This window comes from Pseudomonas ovata (assembly GCF_003131185.1).
GTDB classification, from domain to species: domain Bacteria; phylum Pseudomonadota; class Gammaproteobacteria; order Pseudomonadales; family Pseudomonadaceae; genus Aquipseudomonas; species Aquipseudomonas ovata.
In genome coordinates this window covers 298,029-320,999 of the sequence record NZ_QFFU01000005.1, presented here as the reverse complement: position 1 = coordinate 320,999, position 22,971 = coordinate 298,029, and the positions used below count along the sequence as shown (strand labels likewise).

20 protein-coding genes are annotated in these 22,971 nt (G+C 62.1%); 16 read left to right on the top strand and 4 right to left on the bottom strand.

Annotated elements, in window-relative coordinates; genetic code table 11:
* Positions 1-52: 52 nt before the first annotated feature.
* On the bottom strand, positions 53-592 hold the full coding sequence (locus DGA31_RS10095) for a cytochrome b (protein WP_277749395.1): 540 nt from the start codon (positions 590-592) through the stop codon (positions 53-55).
* A gap of 84 nt (positions 593-676) precedes the next feature.
* Entirely contained in the window at positions 677-1,108 is a 432-nt protein-coding gene (locus DGA31_RS10090) for a hypothetical protein (RefSeq protein WP_109512424.1), read from the bottom strand.
* A 222-nt stretch (positions 1,109-1,330) separates the two neighbouring features.
* Between DGA31_RS10090 and DGA31_RS10085 the strand changes: the two genes are divergently transcribed.
* The 3 genes from DGA31_RS10085 to DGA31_RS10075 are packed head-to-tail and all read left to right on the top strand — an operon-like array spanning position 1,331 to position 4,355.
* Positions 1,331-2,113, top strand: a complete 783-nt coding sequence (locus DGA31_RS10085; RefSeq protein ID WP_161959173.1) for an endonuclease/exonuclease/phosphatase family protein — start codon at positions 1,331-1,333, stop codon at positions 2,111-2,113.
* Positions 2,110-3,360: a cardiolipin synthase ClsB gene (clsB, locus tag DGA31_RS10080; protein ID WP_109512423.1), complete on the top strand. Its 1,251-nt coding sequence runs from the start codon at positions 2,110-2,112 to the stop codon at positions 3,358-3,360. Before DGA31_RS10085 ends, clsB begins: the two co-directional genes overlap by 4 nt.
* A complete protein-coding gene (locus tag DGA31_RS10075) occupies positions 3,357-4,355 on the top strand; it encodes a lysylphosphatidylglycerol synthase domain-containing protein (RefSeq protein ID WP_056840211.1) in 999 nt (332 codons plus the stop codon). Before clsB ends, DGA31_RS10075 begins: the two co-directional genes overlap by 4 nt.
* Before the next feature lie 15 nt (positions 4,356-4,370).
* Here DGA31_RS10075 and DGA31_RS10070 read toward each other — a convergent pair whose 3' ends face one another.
* Together DGA31_RS10070 and DGA31_RS10065 are read right to left on the bottom strand one after the other, a co-directional pair.
* On the bottom strand, positions 4,371-5,684 hold the full coding sequence (locus DGA31_RS10070; protein WP_109512440.1) for a methyl-accepting chemotaxis protein: 1,314 nt from the start codon (positions 5,682-5,684) through the stop codon (positions 4,371-4,373).
* A gap of 263 nt (positions 5,685-5,947) precedes the next feature.
* On the bottom strand, positions 5,948-6,853 hold the full coding sequence (locus DGA31_RS10065) for a MurR/RpiR family transcriptional regulator (RefSeq protein ID WP_056840210.1): 906 nt from the start codon (positions 6,851-6,853) through the stop codon (positions 5,948-5,950).
* Between the two features lie 285 nt (positions 6,854-7,138).
* On the opposite strand from DGA31_RS10065, the gene DGA31_RS10060 reads away from it, so the two are divergent.
* The 13 genes from DGA31_RS10060 to DGA31_RS10005 all read left to right on the top strand — a co-directional run bounded on the left by DGA31_RS10060 (position 7,139) and on the right by DGA31_RS10005 (position 22,813).
* Entirely contained in the window at positions 7,139-9,076 is a 1,938-nt protein-coding gene (locus DGA31_RS10060) for a bifunctional 5-dehydro-2-deoxygluconokinase/5-dehydro-2-deoxyphosphogluconate aldolase (RefSeq protein WP_109512422.1), read from the top strand.
* 49 nt (positions 9,077-9,125) lie between these two features.
* The gene (gene iolE / locus DGA31_RS10055; protein ID WP_056840208.1) at positions 9,126-10,025 is read left to right on the top strand and encodes a myo-inosose-2 dehydratase; all 900 of its coding nucleotides are present in this window, start codon (positions 9,126-9,128) and stop codon (positions 10,023-10,025) included.
* A gap of 36 nt (positions 10,026-10,061) precedes the next feature.
* Entirely contained in the window at positions 10,062-10,871 is an 810-nt protein-coding gene (gene iolB / locus DGA31_RS10050) for a 5-deoxy-glucuronate isomerase (protein WP_109512421.1), read from the top strand.
* A gap of 70 nt (positions 10,872-10,941) precedes the next feature.
* Complete coding sequence (locus DGA31_RS10045) at positions 10,942-12,441, top strand: CoA-acylating methylmalonate-semialdehyde dehydrogenase (protein WP_109512420.1); 1,500 nt, start codon at positions 10,942-10,944, stop codon at positions 12,439-12,441.
* A gap of 218 nt (positions 12,442-12,659) precedes the next feature.
* Entirely contained in the window at positions 12,660-13,481 is an 822-nt protein-coding gene (locus tag DGA31_RS10040; RefSeq protein WP_056840205.1) for a TIM barrel protein, read from the top strand.
* 45 nt (positions 13,482-13,526) lie between these two features.
* Complete coding sequence (gene iolD / locus DGA31_RS10035; RefSeq protein WP_109512419.1) at positions 13,527-15,464, top strand: 3D-(3,5/4)-trihydroxycyclohexane-1,2-dione acylhydrolase (decyclizing); 1,938 nt, start codon at positions 13,527-13,529, stop codon at positions 15,462-15,464.
* Between the two features lie 161 nt (positions 15,465-15,625).
* Entirely contained in the window at positions 15,626-16,636 is a 1,011-nt protein-coding gene (gene iolG, locus DGA31_RS10030) for a bifunctional inositol 2-dehydrogenase/D-chiro-inositol 1-dehydrogenase (RefSeq protein WP_056840203.1), read from the top strand.
* 78 nt (positions 16,637-16,714) lie between these two features.
* Entirely contained in the window at positions 16,715-17,575 is an 861-nt protein-coding gene (locus tag DGA31_RS10025; protein WP_056840202.1) for a sugar phosphate isomerase/epimerase family protein, read from the top strand.
* Positions 17,576-17,615: 40 nt separating this feature from the next.
* A complete protein-coding gene (locus DGA31_RS10020; protein ID WP_109512418.1) occupies positions 17,616-18,635 on the top strand; it encodes a Gfo/Idh/MocA family protein in 1,020 nt (339 codons plus the stop codon).
* Positions 18,636-18,906: 271 nt separating this feature from the next.
* On the top strand, positions 18,907-19,071 hold the full coding sequence (locus DGA31_RS29970; protein WP_153811670.1) for a hypothetical protein: 165 nt from the start codon (positions 18,907-18,909) through the stop codon (positions 19,069-19,071).
* A gap of 84 nt (positions 19,072-19,155) precedes the next feature.
* The gene (locus DGA31_RS10015; protein ID WP_056840200.1) at positions 19,156-20,085 is read left to right on the top strand and encodes a substrate-binding domain-containing protein; all 930 of its coding nucleotides are present in this window, start codon (positions 19,156-19,158) and stop codon (positions 20,083-20,085) included.
* An 81-nt stretch (positions 20,086-20,166) separates the two neighbouring features.
* A complete protein-coding gene (locus DGA31_RS10010; RefSeq protein WP_109512417.1) occupies positions 20,167-21,729 on the top strand; it encodes a sugar ABC transporter ATP-binding protein in 1,563 nt (520 codons plus the stop codon).
* Between the two features lie 58 nt (positions 21,730-21,787).
* Complete coding sequence (locus DGA31_RS10005; RefSeq protein WP_109512416.1) at positions 21,788-22,813, top strand: ABC transporter permease; 1,026 nt, start codon at positions 21,788-21,790, stop codon at positions 22,811-22,813.
* Positions 22,814-22,971 lie beyond the last annotated feature (158 nt).

Sequence of the window (22,971 nt, the reverse complement as noted above, 5' to 3'; positions counted from 1 at the left end):
TAGCCTGCGGTTTTAATCGTGCGCCTGCATGTGTCGAAAATTCCCACCTGCTTTACAGCATTCGCTTGAGCGTATCGTCCTTGCGAATGAAGTGATGCCAGAGCGCCGCTACCACATGCAGACCGGCGACATAATAGAACAGGGTGGCAAACAGCTTGTGCAGGTCTTCGAAATACTCCGCCGTCCGCCCTGACGTCGGCAGCGGCCAGGGAATGGCGGCGTCGGTGAACAGGATCGGCAGGGCGCCTTTTTCCACCATCACCGTCAGCAGGCCCAGCACCGGCTGGACGAACAGAAAAGCGTACATCAGGTAATGCGTCAGGGTGGCCACGCGGCGCAAGGTGCCCTGCAGCGGCGGGGTAATGGCCGGTGGTGCATGGCGGCGGCGCTCGGCCAGGCGGAAAAAGGCCAGGCCCAGCAGCAGCAGGCCGGTCCAGTAATGGCTCTGCACCACCAGTACGCGGTACTCCGACCCCCGGGTGAACTGGGTGCGGCTCAGAATCAGGCAATAGGCCAGGATCACCAGGCCGGCCATGAGCCAGTGCAGCCAGCGAGCTCTGTGAGAATAGCGTTGGTCAGGCAAATCAGCCAAGGCAGGGTCCTTGTGGTCAGCAAAGCGCCATGAAAAGGATTGTTGTGTAATCGCAAGCAAGGTACATGCCTGAGTCCTGGCTGATCATTGCGTGGTCTTGAGCTGGAAGATGCCACCGTTGTTTTCACAGTCGTTGCGGGCCTGGGCCTGCTGTTCGATCTGGTAATACCAAGTGATGATTTGTGCGCCTTCGGGAATGGTCGGTGGGTCCTGTCCGGGATCGCGGCTGGCCGAGCGTTCGTTGCTCAATGATTCGGCGGTCAGGGTGGCCGTGCAGGAGGCCCGTGCATCGGCCGGGCAGTGCGCCACCCTTTGCTTGGTGCTGGGGCTGACCCCCTGGTCTTCACGGCTGCATGACCAGTTGATCGAACCCTCGGGCATGTGCGCGTACTCGTAACAGATGTGCGTCTGCACCACCGGCACCTGCTCGCTGGCCTGTTCGGTGCGTACATCGCACGCCTCGCCCCACGCCAGCGAATACCCCAGGCTGGCAATCAATGCGATCACACCTTTCATGATCGATCCCTCAATCAATGACAGGCCTGTGCTTTTGTGCGGACCTGTATTCGGATGAGCCCTGGCGGCCTCGAAAAGTTCAGTCCCGGTTGACCGGCGGTTGCCTGTATTCATTGGTTATTCAGCACGGAACCTGCCCGTTCGACAGGCTTCATATGCTTTGAATAATGTGGCGCCCGGTGTCTGTTTGCCGCCGCCGGACGAGATAAGGAGTGAGCGTTCTTGACCCGAGCCAATACGCCTGTCGGCCACCCACAGCCGGTATCGGCCCTTTCGATCAATGTACTGAGCATGAACATGCACATGGGCTTTGGCTTTCTCAATCGCCGCTTCATCCTCCCGGAGTTGCGCGATGCCGTGCGCAGCGTGTCAGCCGACATCGTGTTTCTCCAGGAAGTGCATGGTGAGCACCAGCGCCATGCCAGTCGCGTCAAAGGCTGGCCGACGCTGTCGCAATACGAGTTTCTGGCCGACAGCATGTGGAGCGACTTCGCCTACGGGCGCAATGCCGTGTACCCGGACGGCGATCATGGCAATGCACTGCTGTCCAAATACCCGATCGTGCGCCACGAAAACCTTGACGTTTCGATTCATGGCACCGAGCAGCGCGGGCTGCTGCATTGCGTGCTGGATGTGCCTGGTTGCGGCCATGTACATGCGATCTGCGTGCACCTGGGCCTGCGTGAAAAACACCGCGAAGAGCAGATCGGCCTGATGGCGCAACTGGTCAAGCGTCTGCCCGAAGGGGAGCCTGTGATCGTTGCCGGCGACTTCAACGACTGGCGCCAGCGCGCCGATGCCTTGCTTGAGGGCACCGGCTTGCATGAGGTGTTCGTGCGTCATGCCGGGGCACCGGCCAAAAGCTTTCCGGCCCGCTGGCCCTTGCTGCGGCTGGACCGTATCTACGTGGCCAATGCCACATCCAGAAGACCACACGTGCTGAGTAACCGGCCCTGGTCACATCTTTCCGATCATGCACCGTTGGCGGTGGAGGTGACTTTATGAGTGAAGCACAATGGTGCGACGGTAACTCGGTGGAGTTGCTGATCAATGGCGAGGATTTCTACAGTGCGGTGTTCGACGCCATGCGTCAGGCGCGTCGACAAGTGCTGGTGGAGACGTTCATCATTTTTGAAGACCGCGTCGGCGAAGCGCTGCAACAGGCGCTGATCCAGGCGGCGCACAACGGCGCGCAGGTGGTGGTGACGGTCGACGACTACGGCACCTGCGATTTGAGTTCGGTGTTCGTCAAGCAGATGATCGATGCCGGCATCCAGATCCAGCTGTTCGACCCGCAGCCACGGCTGATGGGCATGCGCACCAACCTGTTTCGCCGCCTGCACCGCAAGGTGGTGGTGATCGACGGCGAACAGGCGTTCATCGGCGGCATCAACTACAGCGTCGACCACATGACCGACACCGGGCTGACTGCCAAGCAGGACTATGCCGTACGGGTGCGTGGGCCGATCCTGGCTGACATTCACCGCAGCACCCTGCAGATGCTCAGCCAGACCGTTCGCGAAGGGCTCAAGCCGGTGCCGCTGACACTCGAACGTGCCGGCACCGCGCGCATGCTGCTGGCCGAGCGCGACAACCGCCAGCACACCACCGACATCGAAGAGCAGTACCTCAAGGCCATTCGCCAGGCCAGATCGCGCATTACCCTGGCCAACGCCTACTTCTTTCCCAGCTACCGTTTTTTGCGCGAGTTGCGCAATGCCGCCCGGCGCGGGGTCAAGGTCACGCTGATTCTGCAAGGCAAGCCGGACATGCCGTTCGTGCGGGTCTGCTCGCGCCTGACCTACACCTACCTGCTGCGCGACGGCGTGGTGATCCACGAGTACAAGCAGCGTGCCCTGCACGGCAAGGTGGCGCTGATCGACCATGAATGGTCCACGGTAGGCTCCAGCAACCTGGACCCCTTGAGCCTGGCCCTGAACCTGGAAGCCAACCTGTTCATTCGTGATGCGGCCCTGAATCAGCACCTGCAGGATCACCTGCTGGGGCTGGCCGCTGCGCACAGTGTGCCGATCACGCTCAAGGGCGCGGCGCGCGGGCAATGGTGGCGGGCGCCAATGATCTTTCTGTGCTTTCACTTCCTGCGTCATTTTCCGGCGATTGCCGGTCTGTTCCCGGTCCATGGCCTGCGCCTGAAGCCCTTGCGGGCGGCCGACATCATGCCGGAGGCAAAGGTCATCAAGCAGCAACAGGATGCGGTTCAGGAAATGCCCAGTCAGGAGAAACCATCATGAGCCAGGCCAGCGCTACGCAAGATTCCAGTCAGGCTTCGCCACGTTGGGTATGGGCCAAGCGTCTGCTCAAGCTGTTTTTCTTCATTGCCGTACCGATACTGCTGTTCATGCTGATCAAGAACATCGACTGGCAGGAGGTCAAGAAGGCTCTGCAATCCTACAAGGCCAGCACCCTGGCCATCGCGGCACTGGTGGCGGCGGCCAGCTACCTGACCTACTGCGGCTTCGACATTCTGGCGCGGTATTACACCCGGCATAAACTGAGCGTCGCGCAGATCATCCCGGTGACGTTCGTCTGCTATGCCTTCAACCTCAACCTCAGTTCCTGGGTCGGCGGTATCGCTTTGCGCTACCGGCTGTATTCGCGACTGGGACTGGATGTACCGACCATTACGCGGGTGCTGAGCCTGAGCCTGATCACCAACTGGCTGGGCTACATGCTGCTGGCCGGGTTTGTGTTCGCCATGGGCTTTCTGAAGTTGCCACCGGAGTGGTCCATTGGCAGCGGCAGCCTGCAACTGATCGGTGTGGCCTTGCTGGCGGTGTGCCTGGCGTACCTGCTGGCCTGCCGGTTTTCCAAGCGGCGTTCATGGACGATCCGTGGCCAGGAACTGACCCTGCCGTCGCTGACCCAGGCACTGATCCAGGCCAGCCTTGGCGCGCTGAACTGGTCGCTGATGGCCATGGTGATTTTCACGCTGTTGCCGGAAAAAGCCTTTTACCCGGCCATTCTGGGCGTGCTGCTGATCAGCAGCATTGCCGGGGTCATCACCCATATTCCGGCCGGGCTCGGGGTGCTGGAAACCGTGTTCATTACGCTTTTGGCACACCAGTTTTCCAAGGGCACCTTGCTGGCCGCGTTGATCGGTTACCGGGCGATCTACTTCCTGTTGCCGTTGATGCTCGCCGTGGTGGTGTACCTGGTGCTGGAGAAGAGCGCCAAGCGCATCAGTGCGAAAAACCGCGAGAAAACGCAAGGCCAGTCGGGGGACTAGTCCCCCGGCGGTCAATCAATGCCCCAGCCGGGCAAACATCTTTACGGCGTCCACCGCATTGTTGGTGCCTTCGCTGATTTTGACGATCACAGAGCCGGCCTGGTCTGCCAGGTCGACACCCTTGATCGCATTGCTGCGGGTGTTGTCCATGCTGTCGATGGCCTGGCGGGTTTCGGTCTGGATCATGCCGATCATTTCGGAGATCTCGGCCGTCGAACGGCTGGTGCGACCGGCCAGTTGCCTTACTTCATCAGCCACTACTGCAAAACCGCGGCCCTGATCGCCAGCGCGGGCAGCCTCGATGGCGGCATTGAGGGCCAGCAGGTTGGTCTGGTCGGCAATGCTGCGAATGGTGTTGACGATGGCGGTGATCTGCTCGGAACGGGCGCCCAGTTGCGCAACGATGCGTGAAGAATCCTCGATGTTCATCGAAATCTGACGCATCTCACTGGCCGCCTGCTGAATCACCTCAGTGCCGTGTTCAGTGACCTTACGGGTCTCTACCGAAATGTGATACGCCTGGGCGGCGCTGCTGGCATCGCGTTCGTGCTCCTCGACCCGCGGAGTGATGTCGGAGGCAAACTTGACGATACGGTGCAGTTTGCCATCAGCGTCGTACACCGGATTGTAGGTGGCCTCCATCCAGCGGACCTGGCCATGGCGGCCTACACGTTTGAACTGCCCGCTGAAGAATTCGCCCTTGTTCAGGCGCCGCCAGAAGTCGGCGTATTCGCTGCTGTTGGCCACCTCGCTCGGGCACAGCATGCTGTGGTTCTTGCCGACCAGTTCGGCCTCGCTGTAGCCCATGGTCTGGCTCAGGTTGGCGTTAACCTTGAGAATGCGGCCCTCAAGGTCAAACTCGACGATCGCCATCGCGCGGTCAATGGCGTGCAGCTTGTTGCGCGCTTCATTGGCCTCCTCGATGCGGGCGGTGACATCGGTGGCGTACTTCACGACCTTCAACACCTTGCCGGTGCTGTCGCGCACCGGGTTGTAGCTGGCCTCGAGCCAGACGGTACGGCCTTCGCGCCCGACCCGGTGAAACGTCTGGCTGACGAAATCGCCGGCGCGCAGGCGGGTCCAGAGCTTGTCGTACTCGGGGCTGCGTACATCGTCGGCGGTGCAGAAGATCCGGTGGTGCTTGCCCAGGATGTCTTCCAGACGATAGCCCATGACTTTGAGAAAGTTTTCGTTGGCGTGCAGGACGTTGCCATTGAGGTCGAACTCGACGCTGGCCATCGAGCGATTGATGGCTTCCAGCAGGCACGCTTGCTGGTCGATGGTCTGCTGGAGGGCGGCGAGGACTTTCTTGTTGGAATTGAATAGCATCATGGTATGACTCGCAAAGAGATGGCACACGGTTTCGGTCCATGTCTTCTATGTACCTGGCCCGGATCCTGGGGCGCCCGGTGGGGCTGGGAGCAGGCACACATGCTGTCCTGTGCAGTGATGGCACTATAGAGGGCATTCCTGATTTTTGTACAACCCATTTGTCAGCCGCCGACAGAAGGGAAAGGCCCGGTGCAGAACGCCCGAGGCCGCGTTCGACGCGGCCTCGGGCAATAGTGGCACTTGCTGCCTGACGCGGACATTCAATCCTCCAGATCCACCTGCTCGTGAATCTCGTCGACCTTCAATTCCAGCCGGTACGCCACGGCGATAAAAAGCGCCTGGCACAGGCACAAGGTGGCACTCAATGAGCGGAAGGCGAACGAGCTGCCTTCATTGACCAGCAACACCGAATTGGCCCGCTTGGCCAGCGGCGACAGGTTGCTGTCGGTAATGATCAGGGTCTTGGCCTGGTTGTGCTGGGCGATGCGCAGGCAGTGCTGGGTTTCCTTGCCGTACGGGGTAAAGCTGATGGCGATCAGCAGGTCGGTGGAACGGATGCTGCGCATCTGCTCGCGATAGCCGCCGCCCAGCCCGGAAATCAAATGGATGCGCTTGTTGGTGTGCTGCAGGTTGTAGACCAGGTAATCCGCCACGGCAAACGAGCGGCGCACCCCCACCACATAGATGTTTTCAGCGTTGACCACCAGGTCGACGGCTTTCTCGAAGGCTTCGTCATCAAGGTCGTCGCTCAGGCGCTCCAGGCCAGACAAGGTTGCATTCACACATTCACGTGCCAGGTCGCCGGCCCCGGCCTTGTGCGCCTTGTCGGCGATCATGCTGCGGATGCGTTGCTGGTAGTTCTGCACCGGCGTGGTCTTGTGCGTATAGGCATCGCGAAACAGTGCCTGCATTTCGCTGAAGCCACTGAAACCGAAGCGCTGCGAAAACCGCACGATGGCCGAAGGGTGAACCTCGCACTCGCGGGCGATATCGCTGATGCGATCGACCATGATCCGCCCGCTCTGCTGGCTCATGTAGCTGGCAATGCGCTTGAGCTGGCGCGGCAATTCTTCGTACTGCTCGGTGATCATGCGCAACAGGTCGTCGGCGCTGATCGGAACGGCAGCGACGGTGTCTGGCTGGGACGGCGGCTCGATGCTGGACATGACTTCAATCCTTCTTGCTTGTTCTTCTATGGCGCGCGTTTCGTCAGGCAAACCCGATCGATCACGGCCCAGGCAACCACGGTGGGCAGGCAAAGCCCCTGGCCACTTTAACCTACCTCGACGGGTAACGGGGCGCCTGGCTGGTTGTGGAATAAATTTTCCAATAGAAAAAATTATAGAATAAATATTGATTGGTGGGGCGAGACGTTCTAGTCTGCCCACACCAAGAACATTTCGCGCGGCAGTTGTGCGTGATGCAGGCTGATAAAAATAACAGGAGCCACCATGGGCCAGACTCGCTTTGCCACTGGGCGTCAGTTGGATCTGATATGCCTCGGACGCCTGGGCGTCGATCTCTATGCGCAGCAGGTCGGCGCACGCCTTGAAGACGTGTCCAGTTTTGCCAAATACCTGGGCGGCTCGTCCGCCAACATCGCCTTCGGCACAGCCCGGCTGGGCCTGAAGTCAGCCATGCTCAGCCGGGTGGGCGACGATCACATGGGCCGCTTTCTGGTCGAGTCGCTGGCTCGCGAAGGCTGCGATGTCAGCGGTATCCGCTGCGACCCCGAACGCCTCACCGCCATGGTGCTGCTGGGCCTGAAAGACCGCGAGACCTTTCCGCTGGTGTTCTACCGCGAGAACTGTGCCGACATGGCGCTGCGTGCCGAAGACATCGACGAGCAACTGGTCGCCTCCAGCAAGGCGCTGCTGATCACCGGCACGCACTTCTCCACCGAGCAGGTGTTCCGCGCCAGCAGCCAGGCGCTCGACTATGCCGAAAAGCACAACGTACGGCGGGTGCTGGACATCGATTACCGTCCGGTGCTGTGGGGCCTGGCCGGCAAGGCTGATGGCGAGACGCGCTTTGTGGCCGACCAGAAGGTCAGCCAGCATGTACAGCGCATCCTGCCGCGCTTCGACCTGATCGTCGGCACCGAAGAAGAATTTCTGATTGCCGGTGGCAGCACCGACTTGCTCACGGCCTTGCGCAAGGTGCGCGAACTGAGCGCCGCGACCCTGGTGGTCAAGCTTGGTCCGCAAGGCTGCACGGTCATTCACGGCGCCATTCCGGCGCGCCTGGAAGATGGCGCGATCTATCCAGGTGTGCGGGTCGAGGTGCTCAATGTACTGGGCGCCGGCGATGCCTTCATGTCCGGCTTTCTCAGTGGCTGGCTCAAGGACGCCGATGATGAACGCTGCTGCCAGTTGGCCAATGCCTGCGGCGGCCTGGTGGTGTCGCGCCATGCCTGCGCCCCGGCGATGCCGACCCCGGCCGAACTCGATTACCTGTTCAACAGCCCGGTACCGATCACCCGGCCCGACCAGGACGTGGCCTTGCAACGTCTGCATCAGGTCAGCGTGCCGCGCAAGCAATGGAAGCAACTGTTCATCTTTGCCTTCGACCACCGCGGGCAACTGGTCGAGCTGGCGCAACAGGCCGGCCGCGAACTGAGCAGCATTCCTTACCTCAAGCAACTGTTCATTCAGGCCGTGGCCCGGGTCGAAGCCGACCTGGCCCGGCGTGGCATCGAGGCTGATGTCGGGCTGCTGGCCGACCAGCGTTTCGGCCAGGACGCGCTCAATGCCGCCACCGGGCGTGGCTGGTGGGTGGCCCGTCCCGTGGAAGTGCAGGGCTCGCGGCCGCTGGCCTTCGAGCATGGCCGTTCGATCGGCAGCAACCTGATCAACTGGCCGGCCGAGCAAATCATCAAGTGCCTGGTGCAATACCACCCCGATGACGAGCCGCTGCTGCGCCTGGAGCAGGAAGCGCAGATCAAGGGCTTGTACGAGGCGTCCAAAGCCAGCGGCCATGAACTGCTGCTGGAAATCATCCCGCCCAAGGATCATCCGTCCACCCATCCCGATGTCATGTACCGCGCCTTGAAGCGCCTCTACAACCTGGGCATCTACCCGGCCTGGTGGAAGATCGAGGCGCAGGACGCCGACGTCTGGCGCCAGCTCGATGAGCTGATCCAGGAACGCGACCCGTACTGCCGTGGCGTGGTGCTGCTGGGCCTGAATGCACCGGTGCAGGCGTTGGCCGAAGGCTTTGCCCAGGCACGTGACAGCCAGACCTGCCGCGGCTTTGCCGTGGGTCGCACGATCTTTCGCGAGCCCAGCCGCGCCTGGCTCAACGGCGAGATCGACGATGAAGGCCTGATTGCCCGGGTGCAGGACATCTTCAGCGGCCTGATCGAGTCCTGGCGCACCAGCCGCGCCTGAAGCACACCCTTAACGAATGATTCAGCGATAACAACAAAAAGGTACAGCCATGTCTGTTTCCGACACCTCTATTCGCATTGGCATCAACCCGATTTCCTGGAGCAACGACGATCTGCCGGCGCTGGGCGGCGAGACGCCGCTGGCCACGGCGTTAAGCGAGGGCCAGCAGATCGGCTACGAAGGCTTTGAACTCAACGGCAAGTTTCCCAGAGACGCCAAGGGCGTAGGCGATGTCTTGCGCCCCTATGGCCTGGCGCTGGTCTCGGGCTGGTACTCCAGCCAGCTGGCACGGCGCTCGGTGGCCGAGGAAATCGAAGCCATCGGTCCGCACCTGGACATCCTGGCGCAGAACGGCGCCACGGTGATGGTCTACGGTGAGGTCGCCGATTCTATCCAGGGCCTGCGCATCCCGCTGGTCGAACGTCCGCGCTTTCATACCGAGGCGGCCTGGCGCGAGTACGCCGACAAACTCACCGAGCTTGCGCGTTTCACCCTGTCACGCGGCGTGCGCCTGGCCTATCACCACCACATGGGCGCCTACGTCGAGTCGCCGGCCGACATCGATCAACTGATGGCCCTGACCGGCAATGAAGTCGGGCTGCTGTTCGATTCAGGCCACTGCTACATGGGCGGTGGCGACCCACTGGCGGTGCTGAGCAAGCACATCGGGCGGGTCTGCCATGTGCACTTCAAGGATGTGCGCAAGGCCGTGGTGCAACTGGCGCGCAATAACCTGTGGAGCTTCCCGGACTGCATCATCAACGGCACCTTCACCGTGCCGGGCGACGGCGACATCGACTTTGCGGCCCTGCTGAACGTCTTGCGCCAGGCCGGTTACCACGGCTGGCTGGTGGTCGAGGCCGAGCAGGACCCGGCCGTTGCGCCCAGCTATGCGTACGCCAAGAAGGGCTACGACACATTGCGCCAATTGCTGGCCGACGTTCGATAACAACCATAGCGTTGCCTGAGAAAGGAGGGCTGGACCATGAATCTGTTGACCAAGAGCAACCCCCAGGGCCGCGACATTGTCGCGCTGCAAGAGGGCGTTCTGGACTACGTGGGCTTTGCCGCCTACCGCCTGGAGGGGGGCGAGCAACTGCCGCTGGCCGCTGGCGACAAGGAGTTGTGTGTGGTGCTGCTGGCCGGGCACGTCAGTGTCAGCGGCGAGGCACCAGGACAGGGGGCCTTTGATTGGGACAACATCGGTGGTCGCCAGTCGGTATTCGAAGAGCAGTCACCCTTTGCCGTCTACCTGCCGGCCGACAGCCAGGCGCTGTTCACGGCTCGCGGGCCTGCCCATGTGGCCGTGTGCGCGGCCCCTGGCGACCGTGCCCAGGGTTTGCCGGCACGCTTGATCCGGCCCGAAAGCATGAAGCGCAGTGTACGCGGCAAGGGCGCCAACACCCGTTATGTGTGCGACATCCTGCCGGACACCGAGGTGGCCCACTCGCTGCTGGTGGTCGAGGTGCGCACGCCGTCCGGGCATTCGTCCAGCTATCCGCCGCACAAGCATGACCAGGACAACCTGCCGCATGAGAGCTTTCTGGAGGAGACCTACTACCACCAGGTCAACCCGCCGCAGGGCTTCGTGTTCCAGCGCGTCTACACCGACGACCGCAGCATCGACCAGGCCATGGCCGTGGAAAACAACGACCTGGTGACCGTGCCCAGGGGCTATCACCCGGTCAGCGTGCCTTATGGCTACGAATCGTACTACCTCAACGTGATGGCCGGCCCCAAGCGCGCCTGGCAATTTCACAACGACCCGCAACACAGCTGGTTGATGGACCTGTGAACCGTATCGCCAGCCCGCAGGGTGTTGCAGACCACCCACAATCGTCCAACAAGAATACGGAGTCAGTGTCATGAGTGATTCACCGGTCATCGGCCATTACATCAACGGCGAGCTGAACGACGCCGCCGAGCGCTACAGCGATGTCTTCAACCCCGCCACTGGCGATGTCCAGGCGCGTGTGGCACTGGCCAGCGCCCACACCGTCGAGCAGGCCGTTGCCGCTGCCCGCGCGGCGTTCCCGGCCTGGTCCGAGCAGTCGTCGTTGCGCCGGGCGCGAGTGATGTTCAAGTTCAAGGAACTGCTGGACCGTCACCATGACGAACTGGCCGAAATCATCTGCCGCGAACACGGCAAGGTGTTTTCCGACGCCAAGGGCGAGGTGGTGCGCGGCATCGAGATCGTCGAATTCGCCTGCGGCGCGCCGAACCTGCTCAAGAGCGAGTTTTCCGACAACATCGGTGGCGGCATCGACAACTGGAACCTGCGCCAGCCCCTGGGCGTGTGCGCCGGCATCACCCCGTTCAACTTCCCGGTCATGGTGCCTTTGTGGATGATCCCGATGGCCCTGGTCACCGGTAACTGCTTCATCCTCAAGCCGTCCGAGCGCGATCCGTCGGCCAGCCTGCTGATGGCGCGCCTGCTCAAGCAAGCCGGTCTGCCCGATGGTGTGTTCAACGTGGTGCAGGGCGACAAGCTGGCGGTCGACACCCTGTTGCAGCACCCGGACATCGAAGCGGTATCGTTCGTCGGCTCCACGCCGATCGCCGAGTACATCCACCGCGAAGGCACCGCCCGCGGCAAGCGCGTGCAGGCCCTGGGTGGCGCCAAGAACCACATGATCGTGATGCCCGATGCCGACCTCGACCAGGCCGCCGATGCCTTGATCGGCGCCGCCTACGGCTCGGCCGGCGAGCGCTGCATGGCCATCTCGATTGCCGTGGTGGTCGGTGACACCGGGCAGAAACTGATCGACAAGCTGCTGCCGCGCATCGACCAGCTCAAGGTCGGCAACGGCATGCAGCCCGACAGCGACATGGGCCCGCTGGTCACGGCCGTGCACAAGGCCAAGGTCGAAGGCTATATCGACCAGGGCGTCAAGGAAGGGGCAAAACTGATTGTCGATGGCCGTCACTTCAAGGTGCCCGGCGCCGAGAACGGCTTCTTCGTGGGCGCCACGCTGTTCGATCATGTCACCACCGACATGCAGATCTACAAGGAAGAAATCTTCGGCCCGGTGCTGGGCCTGGTGCATGTACCGGACTTTGCCAGTGCCGTGGCGCTGATCAATGCCCATGAGTTCGGTAACGGCGTGTCGTGCTTCACCAGCGACGGGGGCGTGGCCCGCGCCTTTGCCCGCTCGATCAAGGTCGGCATGGTCGGCATCAACGTGCCGATCCCGGTGCCGATGGCCTGGCACTCGTTCGGCGGCTGGAAGCGCTCACTGTTCGGTGATCACCACGCCTATGGCGAAGAAGGCCTGCGCTTCTACAGCCGCTACAAGAGCGTCATGCAGCGCTGGCCGGACAGCATCGCCAAGGGCGCTGAATTCAGTATGCCTACGGCCAAATAACCCTTTTGTGCAAAAAAACCATGTGTAGGAGCGACCAACGGTCGCGAAAGGGCGGAACAGGCAGGCTGTTGATTGCCTGAGATACAGCATTCGCGACCGTTGGTCGCTCCTGCGGTGTGTCTGCACGTTATAGGTTGTGCCCGAACGGTGGTGGCTCATGCACCCCCATACAGCCACATTCAATCATTCAATCATTCAATGCGTTGCGGAGAACAATAATGAGTCAACCCCTGCGTTTTGCCCTTAACCGTATGGTTGCCCCGCGCCTGCCGCTGCCTGAGTTCATCGAACTGGCGGTCAAGCTGGGGGCCGATGCCATCGAGATTCGCAACGACCTCAAGGGCATTGAAATCGAGGATGGCACCGCGCCGCAGACGGTGCGTGAACTGTGCGAGGCCAAAGGCATTCGCGTTCTGTCGATCAACGCCCTGTATCCCTTTGATGTCTGGAACGAGGAACGCCGTGAGCAGGCCACCCGCCTGGCCCGTTATGCCCGTGACTGCGGCGCCGAAGGCCTGGTGATGTGCCCGTTGAATGATCGCGGCGACACCCGCAATGCCGCGCAGCGCGCCGCCGGCCTGCGCACCGCACTGACCCACCTGGGCCCGATCCTGCGCGAGCACGGCCTGCTGGGTTTCGTCGAGCCGCTGGGCTTCGAAGAGTGCTCGCTGCGTCTCAAGCGCCAGGCGGTCGAGGCCATCAAGGCCGTCGGCGGGCTGGACGTGTTCCGCCTGGTGCACGACACCTTCCACCATCACCTGGCCGGTGAAGTGGAAATGTTTCCCGAGCTGACCGGGCTGGTGCACATTTCCGGGGTCGAGGACGCCGAGGCGCCGCTCAACACCATTCGCGACGGTCACCGGGTGCTGGTGGGCGAGGGTGACATTCTCGGCAATGCGCCACAGATCGAGCGCCTGCTGGCCAGCGGCTACACCGGCTACCTGTCGTTCGAACCCTTCGCCGAGAGCGTACACGCCCTGGACGACATTCAGCAGGCGCTGGTCAGCAGCATGGACCATCTGCAGAAATCGTTCGGCTAGCCGGCCGGCGACCGGGCCGTTTTCTCACCACCACAAGGGGCGAGCATGACTACTACACGATTGACCATGGCCCAGGCCCTGGTCAGGTTCCTGGACAACCAGTACGTTGAAGTCGACGGCGTACAGACCAAGTTCGTCGAAGGCATCTTCACCATTTTCGGCCACGGTAACGTGCTGGGCATCGGCCAGGCGCTGGAGCAGGACAGCGGCGACCTGGTGGTGCACCAGGGCCGCAACGAGCAGGGCATGTGCCACGCCGCCATCGGCTTTGCCAAGCAGCACCTGCGGCGCAAGATCTACGCCTGCTCGTCCTCGGTCGGCCCGGGCGCGGCCAACATGCTGACCGCCGCGGCCACCGCCTCGGCCAACCGCATTCCGTTGCTGCTGTTGCCCGGCGATGTCTACGCCAGCCGTCAGCCGGACCCGGTGTTGCAACAGATCGAGCAGTTCCACGACTTGAGCATCAGCACCAATGACGCGTTCAAGGCCGTGAGCAAATACTGGGACCGCATCAACCGTCCCGAACAACTGATGAGCGCCGCGCTGAGCGCCATGCGCGTGCTGACCGACCCGGCCGAAACCGGCGCTGTGACCCTGGCGCTGCCGCAGGACGTACAGGCCGAAGCCTACGATTACCCCGACAGCTTCCTGCAACGCCGTGTGCACCGTATTGACCGGCGTCCGCCGACCCGCGCCATGCTTGACGACGCCGTGACCCTGTTCAAGGCCAAGCGCAAGCCGCTGCTGGTCTGTGGTGGCGGGGTGCGCTACTCCGGCGCCGCCCAGGCCCTGCTGGCCCTGGCCGAGCGCTTCGGCATTCCGTTTGCCGAGACCCAGGCCGGCAAGAGCGCGGTGGTTTCGGCGCATCCACTGAACATGGGCGGGCTGGGTGAAACCGGCACCCTGGCGGCCAACCAGCTGGCCAAGGAAGCCGACCTGATCATTGGCGTCGGCACCCGCTACAGCGATTTCACCACCTCCTCGAAATGGCTGTTCCAGTACCCTGACGTGCAGTTTCTCAACCTCAACGTCGGTGCCTTCGATGTGCAGAAACTCGACGGCGTGCAGGTCCTGGCCGATGCCAGGGAAGCGCTGGAGGCGTTGTTGTCCGCTGTTGAGGGCAGCGACTGGTCCAGCGCCTGGGGCGAACACCCGGCCCGGGCCCGCGCCGAGCTGGATGCCGAGGTCGACCGGGTCTATGCCGTCGACTACCAGGGCGCTGACTTTGTGCCGGAAATCAATGACCACCTCGACCCTGCGGTGTTGCGCGAATTTATCGAGCTGACCGGTTCGTGCCTGACCCAGAGCCGTGTGCTGGGCGTACTCAACGAAAGCCTGCCGACGGACGCGGTGATTGTCGCCGCCGCCGGCAGCCTGCCCGGTGACCTGCAGCGGGCCTGGCGCAGCACCGGGGTGGACACCTACCACGTCGAGTATGGCTATTCGTGCATGGGCTACGAGGTCAATGCCGCGCTGGGGGTCAAGCTGGCGGCACCGGAGCGTGAGGTCTATGCGCTGGTCGGTGACGGTTCGTACCTGATGCTGCACTCCGAACTGGTCACGGCCATTCAGGAGCGGCGCAAGATCAACATCATCCTGCTCGACAACATGACCTTCGGCTGCATCAACAACCTGCAGATGGAACACGGGATGAACAGCTTCGGCACCGAGTTCCGTTATCGCAACCCGGAAACCGGGCGTCTGGACGGCGGCTTCGTGCCGGTGGATTTCGCCATGAGCGCGGCGGCCTACGGCTGCAAGACCTACAAGGTCAGCACCCTCGAGCAACTGCACGAGGCGCTGGCCGATGCACGCCGGCAAAGCGTGGCGACCCTGATCGACATCAAGGTATTGCCCAAGACCATGATCCACAAGTACCTGTCGTGGTGGCGCGTCGGGGTGGCCGAAGTGTCCACCGTCGGCACCACCGCGCAGGTGCATGAACAGCTCACTAAACAACTGGCCAAGGCCCGCCAGTACTGAGGCCGCACGCTCAGAACCCGTAGGAGCGGCTTGGGCCGCGAATGGCGCGCCACGAAATCATGGCGCGCCTTTATGCCCGGCCACAGCGAATCATCGTCTGGCCGAGCCTTTGGTTTCAAAGGCATGCAAACGGCAATTCCCAACATTCAAGGAGCATTGAAATGGCGTTGAAATTAGGTGTTATCGGTACCGGTGCAATCGGCCGCGATCATATCCGTCGCTGCAGCAAGACCCTGCTGGGCAGTACGGTGGTGGCTGTCACCGATATCAACCTGCAACAGGCCGCGCAGGTGGTCAGTGACCTTGGCCTGACCGCCGAGGTGTATCCCGACGGCCACGCACTGATCCAGGCACCGGAGGTGGAGGCGATCCTGGTCACCTCCTGGGGCCCGACCCACGAAGAATATGTACTGGCCGCGATTGCTGCCGGCAAGCCGGTGTTCTGCGAAAAACCCCTGGCGGTGACGGCCGAGGGGTGCCGGCGCATCGTCGATGCCGAGATCGCTTTTGGCCGGCGCCTGGTGCAGGTGGGCTTCATGCGCTCCTATGACGAAGGCTACCGTGCGCTCAAATCGGTGATCGACGCCGGCACCATCGGCGAGCCGCTGATGCTGCACTGTGCCCACCGCAACCCGACCGTGGGCGAGAACTACAAGACCGACATGGCCATCACCGACACACTGATCCATGAGATCGACGTGCTGCGCTGGCTGCTCAATGACGATTACGTGTCGGTGCAGGTGGTGTTCCCGCGCAAGACCGGCAAGGCCTTTGCTCACCTCAAGGACCCGCAGATCGTCCTGTTCGAGACCGCCCGTGGCACGCGTATCGACGTCGAGATCTTCGTCAATTGCCAGTACGGCTACGACATCCAGTGCGAAGTGGTGGGCGAGAGCGGCATTGCCCGCCTGCCGGAGCCTTCGCAGGTGCAGCTGCGCAGCGAAGCCAAACTGTCCAATGCCATCCTTACCGACTGGAAGGACCGCTTCATTGGTGCCTACGATGTCGAGCTGCAAGCCTTTATCGACGGCGTCGCGGCCGGCAAGGTCGGCGGTCCGTCGGCCTGGGACGGCTATGCGGCTGCGGTGACGGCTGATGTGTGTGTGGCGGCGCAGCAGAGCGGCGCCATCGAGAAGGTCGCCCTGGGCGCACGCCCGGCTTTCTACGATTGACAACCGGCTTGCCTGAAGGTCGCGCCTCAAGGGCGCGACTGTGACCTGCGTGGCTGACAACTATAAAAGGAAACCACCATGCGAATTGCGCTTGACCCCTACATGTACCGCCATCTGCCCCTGGGCAAGATGGTCGACAAGACCGCCGAGCTGGGCTACGAGTACATCGAGCTTTCGCCGCGCGAAGATTTCATGCCGTTCTATAAATACCCGCGCGTCGACCGGGCGCGCATCAAGGAGTTTCGCAAGGCCCTGAGCGATGCCGGGGTCAAGCTGTCGTCGTTGCTGCCGCTGTACCACTGGGCCGCGCCCGACGAAGACCTGCGCATCGCTGCCGTGCGCAACTGGAAACGTGCCATCCAGGTCGCTGTGGAGATGGACTGCGACCTGATCAACACCGAATTCAGCGGCCAGTCGGACAACGCCCTGGTGTGTGAAAACCAGTTCATGAAGTCGATGGACGAGCTGATTCCGCACTTCGAGCGCGAAGGCATCAAGCTCGACATCCAGGCCCACCCGTATGATTTCTGCGAGCGCAACAACGAGTCGGTGGACATCATTCGCGGCCTGGACTGTGATTGGCTCAATTACCTGTACGCGGCACCGCACACCTTCTTTTATGACGACGGCGTGGGCGATATTGCCTCGATGCTCAAGTACGCCGGCGACAAGCTGACCCATCTGATCATCGCCGACACCTTCAATCACCGTGCCTCGTCGAACCTGCGCTACATCGTCAACCCGCCAGGCGTGACCGCCACCGTGCACCAGCATCTGGACATCGGCCAGGGTGACGTCAACTGGGAGGTGTTCTTCTCGACCCTGCGCGACATCAAGTTCGATGGTATCGCCACCGTGGCGGTGTTCGCCTGGGAAGAGCGCGCCGACGAGTCCAGCCGCTTCATGCTGGAACGGGTGAGCCGCGAACTGCTCAGATAACCCATCATGGACCCGTGCCATCGACTCAAAGGAGAACACCATGCGCATCGGATTGGTGGGTTATGGAAAAGGAGGGCGTTTCTTTCATGCGCCGTTGATTGCCAGTCTGGCCGACGCGACCTTTGTCGGGGTGGTGACCCGTTCACCGGAACGTCGCCAGGCACTGGCCCGTGACTACTCGCAGGTGCAGGCTTTTGCCAGCCTGAGCGAACTGGTGGCTGCCGGGGTCGATGTCGTGGCGATTTCCACACCGCTGGCGGCCCGGCATGGGCAGATTCTGGAAGCCATCGAGCTGGGCGTTTCAGTGGTCAGCGACAAGCCCTTCGCTCAGGATCAAGATCAGGCCCGCGAGCTGATCGAAGCCGCCCGGCAGCGTGGTGTGTTGCTCAGCGTCTACCAGAACCGGCGCTGGGACTCGGATTTTCTGACGGTGCGCAAGCTGATCGACAGCGGCGCCCTGGGCCGGGTCGCGCGTTTCGAGTCCAGTGTGGAGCGCTATTCGCCGACCTCGGTGGGCAAGCTGAGCGGCGGTGGGGTGCTGCGCGACCTTGGCAGCCATCTGGTGGACCAGGCGCAGCTGCTGTTCGGGCCGGTACAGCAGGTGTATGCCGAGCTGCAATACGCCACGCCGCACCACGAAGTCGATCACAGCTTCTTTGTCGCCCTGACCCATGCCAGCGGGGTGGTGTCGCACCTGTCCGGCAGTTGCCTGCAGAACTGCCCAAGGCCCAGGTTCCGGGTCAGTGGTAGCAACGGCTGTTACACGGTCGATGGGCTGGACGTTCAGGAAGAACAGGCGCTGGCTGGTCACACACCGCTCAGTATCGGTGACAACTGGGGGGTTGAAGAGCACCGGCGCTGGGGCTGGTTCGAGCATGGCGAGCACCGCGAACGGGTGCCTTCGGAGCGTGGCTGCTGGCTGCGTTATTACCAGCAGTTGCAAATGGCGATCGACACCGGTGCGGCCAATCCGGTCGATCCGCTTGAGGCCTTGAACACCACCAGGGTGCTGGATGCGGCGCGGCAGAGTGCCAGCAAGGGGTGTGTCGTGACGCTCTGAGCGGCGGACTGAATCGCGACGTTCATGGGTCGTTCAATCATAGGCAAGGCCCGTTTCTCCCCGGGAGAAGCGGGCCTTTTTGCGTCGGTCAAGAAACAGAAAATTAAACGGAATAAAATTCTAAAATGTGTTGAATTGGAAAAAAATTTCCAATAAAGTCGTTTTCAGGTTGCCGACTATCGAATCACCTTCGCTGTAGGTTTGTTCCTACAGCGCCAGGGTAAAGCCAACAAAAACAAAACTCAGATAGGTACCGTCAATGAAAGCCTCCATGCCTGGCTCCCGGGCCACTCGCGTCACCGCCGCTGCCTTGTCACTGTGCAGCACCCTTGCCGATCGCCTGCTGACCCTGATCGGTCGCGGCATGTGCGTCGAGCACAAGAACTGGCTGCTGTTCAGCATGCCGGGCGCCGCCGGCATTCGTATCCCACGCTGATTGTTCCTGCCCATGCCCGGCGGCCTCGCCATGCCTTTGGCGTGCCCGCTGCACACAACAACAAGAATCCGGAGACAGACCTTCATGAAGATCAAGACCACGTTCACCTCCCTGGCCCTGACCCTGATGCTCGGCAGCGGCACGGCGCTGGCCGACATCAATATCGGCGTGCTCATGCCGCAGTTCGATGACATCTGGCTGACCTACCTGCGCGAGGACATGGCAGCCAAGGCCAAGAGCATGCCCGACGGGGTCAAGCTGCAGTTTGTCGATGCGCGCACCGACGTCAACAAGCAGCTCGACCAGGTGCATGACCTGATCGGCAAGAAGGTCGACGCCTTGATCGTCAACCCGGTGGACACCGCCGCCACGGCCGCCATCACCAAGGCCGCGCTCGCCGCCGGCATTCCCCTGGTGTACGTCAACCGCAGCCCCGACGATCCGAAGCTGCCCGAAGGCGTAGCCACCGTCATCTCTGACGAGAAAGAGGCCGGCCGCCTGCAGATGCAGTACGTGGCCGACAAGCTCGGCGGCAAGGGCAAGATCGTGGTCTTGCTGGGCGACCTGGCCAACAACGCCACCCGCAACCGCACCGACGGGGTCAAGGAGATCCTGGCCAAGTACCCGGACATCAAGATTGACCAGGAGCAGACCGGTATCTGGCAGCGCCAGCGCGGCATGGACATCACCAACGACTGGCTGACCCAGGGCCGCGAATTCAATGCCGTGGTCTCCAATAACGACGAGATGGCCATCGGTGCGGCCATGGCCCTCAAGCAGGCCGGCAAAAAGCCTGGTGATGTAGTGATTGCAGGTGTCGATGGTGCCCAGGACGGTCTGCGCGCCGTGAAGACCGGGATGCTCACCGTGTCGGTGTTCCAGGACGCCAAGGGTCAGGCCAACGGCTCGATCGAGACCGCCGTGAAGATGGTCAAGAAAGAGAAAATCGATACGCAGATGATGGTGATCCCGTATCGTCTGATCACCGCCGAAAACGTCGATACGTTCAAATAAAACCCAAAACGACAACGTACAGGCCGGGGGGATTCTGGCCTTTAATCCCCCCGCAGACTGTTGCATGAGGAGCTTGTCATCATGTCTGATTCCGCTACCGCTGCCCGTCATGCTTTGCGCGACAGCCAGCCGGCCTTCAGCGCCGATTCGAGCGAATACCTGCTGGAAATCGCCCATATCAGCAAGCGCTTCCCGGGTGTCGTGGCACTCGATGATGTGCAGCTGCGGGTCCGTCCCGGCAGCGTGCTGGCCCTGATGGGCGAGAACGGCGCCGGCAAGTCGACCCTGATGAAGATCATTGCCGGCATCTACCAGCCCGACGAGGGCGAGATCCGTCTGCACGGCCGGCCTGTCGTATTCGCCACCCCCCTGGCCGCGTTGCAATCGGGCATCGCCATGATTCACCAGGAACTCAACCTGATGCCGTTCATGAGCATCGCCGAGAACATCTGGATCGGCCGCGAGCAGCTCAACGGGCTGCACATGGTCGACCACGGCAAGATGCACCGCTGCACCGCCGAATTGCTTGAGCGCCTGCGCATCCGTCTGGACCCCGAAGAGCTGGTGGGCAATCTGAGCATCGCCGAGCGGCAGATGGTCGAGATTGCCAAGGCCGTGTCGTACGACTCGGACGTGTTGATCATGGACGAGCCGACTTCGGCCATCACCGAGAGCGAGGTCGAGCACCTGTTCTCGATCATTGCCGACCTCAAGGCCCAGGGCAAAGGCATCATCTATATCACCCACAAGATGAGCGAGGTGTTCCAGATCGCCGATGAAGTCGCGATCTTTCGCGACGGCACCTACGTCGGCCTGCAGCGGGCCGAGCAGATGGACGGCGACAGCCTGATTTCGATGATGGTCGGCCGCGAACTGACCCAGTTGTTTCCCGAGCGCGAAAAGCCCATCGGCGAGGTAATGCTGTCGGTGCGCAACCTGACCCTGGACGGCATTTTCAAGGACGTGTCGTTCGAGCTGCATGCCGGCGAGATTCTCGGCATCGCGGGCCTGATGGGCTCGGGCCGTACCAACATCGCTGAAACCCTGTTCGGCATCAGCCCAAGCAGCAGTGGCGAAATTTTCCTGGACGGCCAGCCGGTGCGCATCAGCGACCCTCAGCTGGCGATCAGCAAGGGCTTTGCCCTGCTGACCGAAGACCGCAAGCTCACCGGCCTGTTTCCGTGCCTGTCGGTGATGGAAAACATGGAAATGGTGGTGCTGTCCAACTACGCCGGCGGCGGTTTCATCCAGCAGAAGGCCTTGCGGACATTGTGCGAAGACATGTGCAAGAAGCTGCGGGTCAAGACCCCGTCGCTGGAGCAGTGCATCGACACGCTTTCAGGCGGCAACCAGCAGAAAGCCTTGCTGGCCCGCTGGCTGATGACCAACCCGCGCATTCTGATTCTCGACGAGCCGACCCGCGGCATTGACGTGGGCGCCAAGGCCGAGATCTATCGCCTGATCTCGTTGCTGGCCGGCGAAGGCATGGCGGTAATCATGATTTCTTCCGAACTGCCTGAAGTGCTGGGCATGAGCGACCGGGTCATGGTCATGCATGAAGGCGAACTGATGGGCACGCTGGCACGCAGCGAGGCCACCCAGGAAAAAGTCATGCACCTGGCGTCGGGCCATTCGGTTCATTGAGTCATCCAGGCGCTGGTCCGTACAGGAACAGGCCTTACAAGAACAAGAGGAACAGCAGATGAGCAACGCGATTTCACAAAACAAACCAGCCCTGGCGCCGGCCAAGGCCAAGCGCCGGATCCCCACGGAACTCAGTATCTTTCTGGTGCTGATCGGCATCGGCCTGGTGTTCGAGGTGTTCGGCTGGATCGTGCGCGACCAGAGCTTTCTGCTCAACTCCCAGCGCCTGGTGCTGATGATCCTGCAAGTGTCGATCATTGGTCTTCTGGCCATTGCGGTGACGCAGGTGATCATCACCACCGGTATCGACCTGTCCTCAGGCTCGGTGCTGGCGCTGTCGGCGATGGTGGCGGCCAGCCTGGCGCAGACCTCTGATTTTTCCCGGGCGGTGTTTCCATCGCTGACCGACCTGCCGGTGTGGATACCGGTGGCGGCGGGGCTCGGGGTCGGCCTGCTGGCGGGCGCGATCAACGGCAGCCTGATTGCGATCACCGGGATCCCGCCTTTTATCGTGACCCTGGGGATGATGGTCTCGGCCCGTGGCCTGGCCCGCTATTACACCGAAGGCCAGCCGGTCAGCATGCTGTCGGATTCCTACACGGCCATTGGCCAGGGTGCCATGCCGGTGATCATCTTCCTGGTGGTGGCGGTGATCTTCCATATCGCCCTGCGCTACACCAAGTACGGCAAGTACACCTACGCCATCGGCGGTAACATGCAGGCGGCGCGCACCTCGGGCATCAACGTCAAGCGGCACCTGGTCATCGTCTACAGTCTCGCCGGTCTGCTGGCAGGCCTGGCCGGTGTCGTGGCCTCGGCGCGTGCCGCCACCGGGCAGGCCGGCATGGGCATGTCGTATGAACTGGACGCCATTGCGGCGGCCGTGATCGGCGGCACCAGCCTGGCCGGTGGCGTGGGACGCATCACCGGCACGGTGATCGGCGCCCTGATCCTGGGCGTAATGGCCAGCGGCTTTACCTTTGTCGGGGTCGATGCGTACATCCAGGACATCATCAAGGGGGTGATCATTGTCGTGGCCGTGGTGGTCGACCAGTACCGCAACAAGCGCAAGGCCAAGCGCTGAAACGTGTTGAGCGGCTTCAGCCGCGAAGAGGCCTGCCTGTTCATGACCTTTTCGCGGCCAAGGCGCATCGCCCCGGCCGCGCCTGCGGACCCTTGCAAACGGGGCGATATTCGCCCACAAACGCAACTATAAGGCCGCTGGCTGTTAAAGCCTGAACG

Excerpts from the sequence above, each read along its gene's own strand:
- iolG (WP_056840203.1), top strand. The coding sequence starts at position 15,626 with ATGGCGTTGAAATTAGGTGTTATCGGTACCGGTGCAATCGGCCGCGAT.
- DGA31_RS10090 (WP_109512424.1), bottom strand. The coding sequence starts at position 1,108 with ATGAAAGGTGTGATCGCATTGATTGCCAGCCTGGGGTATTCGCTGGCG.
- DGA31_RS10075 (WP_056840211.1), top strand. The coding sequence starts at position 3,357 with ATGAGCCAGGCCAGCGCTACGCAAGATTCCAGTCAGGCTTCGCCACGT.
- DGA31_RS10020 (WP_109512418.1), top strand. The coding sequence starts at position 17,616 with ATGCGCATCGGATTGGTGGGTTATGGAAAAGGAGGGCGTTTCTTTCAT.
- DGA31_RS10060 (WP_109512422.1), top strand. The coding sequence starts at position 7,139 with ATGGGCCAGACTCGCTTTGCCACTGGGCGTCAGTTGGATCTGATATGC.
- DGA31_RS29970 (WP_153811670.1), top strand. The coding sequence starts at position 18,907 with ATGCCTGGCTCCCGGGCCACTCGCGTCACCGCCGCTGCCTTGTCACTG.
- DGA31_RS10065 (WP_056840210.1), bottom strand. The coding sequence starts at position 6,853 with ATGTCCAGCATCGAGCCGCCGTCCCAGCCAGACACCGTCGCTGCCGTT.
- clsB (WP_109512423.1), top strand. The coding sequence starts at position 2,110 with ATGAGTGAAGCACAATGGTGCGACGGTAACTCGGTGGAGTTGCTGATC.
- DGA31_RS10040 (WP_056840205.1), top strand. The coding sequence starts at position 12,660 with ATGAGTCAACCCCTGCGTTTTGCCCTTAACCGTATGGTTGCCCCGCGC.
- DGA31_RS10005 (WP_109512416.1), top strand. The coding sequence starts at position 21,788 with ATGAGCAACGCGATTTCACAAAACAAACCAGCCCTGGCGCCGGCCAAG.
- iolB (WP_109512421.1), top strand. The coding sequence starts at position 10,062 with ATGAATCTGTTGACCAAGAGCAACCCCCAGGGCCGCGACATTGTCGCG.
- iolD (WP_109512419.1), top strand. The coding sequence starts at position 13,527 with ATGACTACTACACGATTGACCATGGCCCAGGCCCTGGTCAGGTTCCTG.
- iolE (WP_056840208.1), top strand. The coding sequence starts at position 9,126 with ATGTCTGTTTCCGACACCTCTATTCGCATTGGCATCAACCCGATTTCC.
- DGA31_RS10070 (WP_109512440.1), bottom strand. The coding sequence starts at position 5,684 with ATGCTATTCAATTCCAACAAGAAAGTCCTCGCCGCCCTCCAGCAGACC.
- DGA31_RS10015 (WP_056840200.1), top strand. The coding sequence starts at position 19,156 with ATGAAGATCAAGACCACGTTCACCTCCCTGGCCCTGACCCTGATGCTC.
- DGA31_RS10045 (WP_109512420.1), top strand. The coding sequence starts at position 10,942 with ATGAGTGATTCACCGGTCATCGGCCATTACATCAACGGCGAGCTGAAC.
- DGA31_RS10010 (WP_109512417.1), top strand. The coding sequence starts at position 20,167 with ATGTCTGATTCCGCTACCGCTGCCCGTCATGCTTTGCGCGACAGCCAG.
- DGA31_RS10025 (WP_056840202.1), top strand. The coding sequence starts at position 16,715 with ATGCGAATTGCGCTTGACCCCTACATGTACCGCCATCTGCCCCTGGGC.